The following is a 2,893-nucleotide window of genomic DNA, read 5'->3' on the forward strand; positions in this document are numbered from 1 at the left end:
GCCTTCGGGCTCTCAATAATGGGCATAACCAGGTACTTTTTACCTGAATACATAGGGTTTAAAGAGCAAACCCGGGGAACTGAAACATCTAAGTACCCGGAGGAAAGGAAATCAATAGAGACTCCGTTAGTAGCGGCGAGCGAACGCGGACCAGCCGAGCCTTGAGAGTGACTAGAACACGTTGGGAAGCGTGGCCATAGCGGGTGATAGCCCCGTATAGGAAGCTCAATGGGACGTATTAAGTAGGGCGGAACACGTGAAATTCTGTCTGAAGATCGGGGGACCACCCCCGAAGGCTAAGTACTCCTTACTGACCGATAGCGAACCAGTACCGTGAGGGAAAGGTGAAAAGCACCCCGACGAGGGGAGTGAAACAGTACCTGAAACCGGACGCCTACAAGCAGTCGGAGGGGCCTTGAGCCCTGACGGCGTACCTTTTGTATAATGGGTCATCGACTTGGTCTCACAAGCAAGCTTAAGCCGTTAGGTGTAGGCGCAGCGAAAGCGAGTCTTAATAGGGCGAATGAGTTTGTGGGATCAGACCCGAAACCGAGTGATCTAGCCATGGCCAGGATGAAGATAAGGTAACACTTATTGGAGGTCCGAACCCACACCTGTTGAAAAAGGTCGGGATGAGCTGTGGCTAGGGGTGAAAGGCCAATCAAACTCGGAGATAGCTGGTTCTCTGCGAAATCTATTTAGGTAGAGCGTCGGACGAATACCCTCGGGGGTAGAGCACTGGATGGGTAATGGGGTCCCACAGACTTACTGATCCTAACCAAACTCCGAATACCGAGGAGTACTATCCGGCAGACACACAGCGGGTGCTAACGTCCGTTGTGGAGAGGGAAACAACCCTGACCGACAGTTAAGGCCCCTAATTCATGGCTAAGTGGGAAAGCAGGTGGGACGACCAAAACAACCAGGAGGTTGGCTTAGAAGCAGCCATCCTTTAAAGATAGCGTAACAGCTCACTGGTCTAAATAAGTTGTCCTGCGGCGAAGATGTAACGGGGCTCAAGCCATGAGCCGAAACTTCGGAGTGCGTAAGCACTGGTAGCAGAGCGTAGTGTGATATAGTTCCATGCGTCCTTACCTTCCTAGGAAGGATTGGACGCAAGGAGCTTTCGATGAAGCCGGGCTGTAAGGCATCCGGTGGAGAGATCACTAGTGAGAATGATGACATGAGTAGCGACAAAGAGGGTGAGAGACCCTCTCGCCGAAAGTCCAAGGGTTCCTGCTTAAAGCTAATCTGAGCAGGGTAAGCCGACCCCTAAGGCGAGGCCGAAAGGCGTAGTCGATGGGAACCAGGTTAATATTCCTGGGCCAGGAGATGGTGACGGATCTCGAAGGTTGTTCATCCTTATCGGATTGGATGGGCCGCTTAGAGGTTCCTGGAAATAGCCCTCCATGAGATCGTACCCTAAACCGACACAGGTGGACTGGTAGAGAATACCAAGGCGCTTGAGAGAACAACGTTGAAGGAACTCGGCAAAATACCTCCGTAAGTTCGCGAGAAGGAGGCCCCGTTCGTAGGCAACTATGGGCGGGGGGCACAAACTAGGGGGTGGCGACTGTTTACTTAAAACACAGGGCTCTGCGAAGTCGTAAGACGACGTATAGGGTCTGACGCCTGCCCGGTGCCGGAAGGTTAAAAGGAGGGGTGCAAGCCTCGAATTGAAGCCCCGGTAAACGGCGGCCGTAACTATAACGGTCCTAAGGTAGCGAAATTCCTTGTCGGGTAAGTTCCGACCTGCACGAATGGCGTAACGACCTCCCCGCTGTCTCCAACGTTGACTCAGCGAAATTGAATTGCCTGTCAAGATGCAGGCTACCCGCGGTTAGACGGAAAGACCCCATGCACCTTTACTATAGCTTCGCACTGGCAACAGGTACAGCATGTGCAGGATAGGTGGTAGGCTTTGAAGCAGGGACGCCAGTCTCTGTGGAGCCTCCCTTGAGATACCACCCTTGCTTTGCTTGTTGTCTAACCGCGGTCCGTTATCCGGATCCGGGACCCTGCGTGGTGGGTAGTTTGACTGGGGCGGTCGCCTCCCAAACAGTAACGGAGGCGCGCGAAGGTTGGCTCAGAGCGGTCGGAAATCGCTCGTTGAGTGCAATGGCAGAAGCCAGCCTGACTGCAAGACTGACAAGTCGAGCAGAGACGAAAGTCGGCCATAGTGATCCGGTGGTCCCGAGTGGAAGGGCCATCGCTCAACGGATAAAAGGTACGCTGGGGATAACAGGCTGATGATGCCCAAGAGTCCATATCGACGGCATCGTTTGGCACCTCGATGTCGGCTCATCTCATCCTGGGGCTGGAGCAGGTCCCAAGGGTATGGCTGTTCGCCATTTAAAGAGGTACGTGAGCTGGGTTTAGAACGTCGTGAGACAGTTCGGTCCCTATCTTCCGTGGGTGTAGGATACTTGAGAGGAGTTGCCCCTAGTACGAGAGGACCGGGGTGAACGATCCACTGGTGGACCAGTTGTCGTGCCAACGGCAGTGCTGGGTAGCTATGATCGGACAGGATAACCGCTGAAGGCATCTAAGCGGGAAGCCCCCCTCAAAACAAGGTATCCCTGAGGACCGTGGTAGACCACCACGTCAATAGGCCGGAGATGTAAGTGCAGCAATGCATTCAGTTGACCGGTACTAATCGTCCGATAGGCTTGATTTGATCCAGTAAAAACAACGCTGGAACTTCAAGAGCATACACACACAATCAGTCGTACTCGACTTGGAAAAATTGGTTCTTATTCGGTCTGGTGGCTATAGCACGAGCAAAACACCCGGATCCATTCCGAACCCGGCCGTTAAGTGCCGTTGCGCTGATGGTACTGCGTCTTAAGACGTGGGAGAGTAAGTCACCGCCAGACCTAATAAGAACCAATAC

At 53.3% G+C, this 2,893-nt stretch carries 2 rRNA genes (1 of these 2 only partly in view); both read left to right on the plus strand.

The features are described 5' to 3' along the window. A 23S ribosomal RNA gene (locus AC07ED_RS04585) occupies nt 1-2,677 on the plus strand (it extends 151 nt beyond the left edge of the window). A gap of 84 nt (nt 2,678-2,761) precedes the next feature. After that, nucleotides 2,762-2,876: ribosomal RNA gene (gene rrf, locus AC07ED_RS04590) — 5S ribosomal RNA — on the plus strand. Nucleotides 2,877-2,893: the final 17 nt, after the last annotated feature.

It is taken from the genome of Aestuarium zhoushanense, assembly GCF_056431045.1.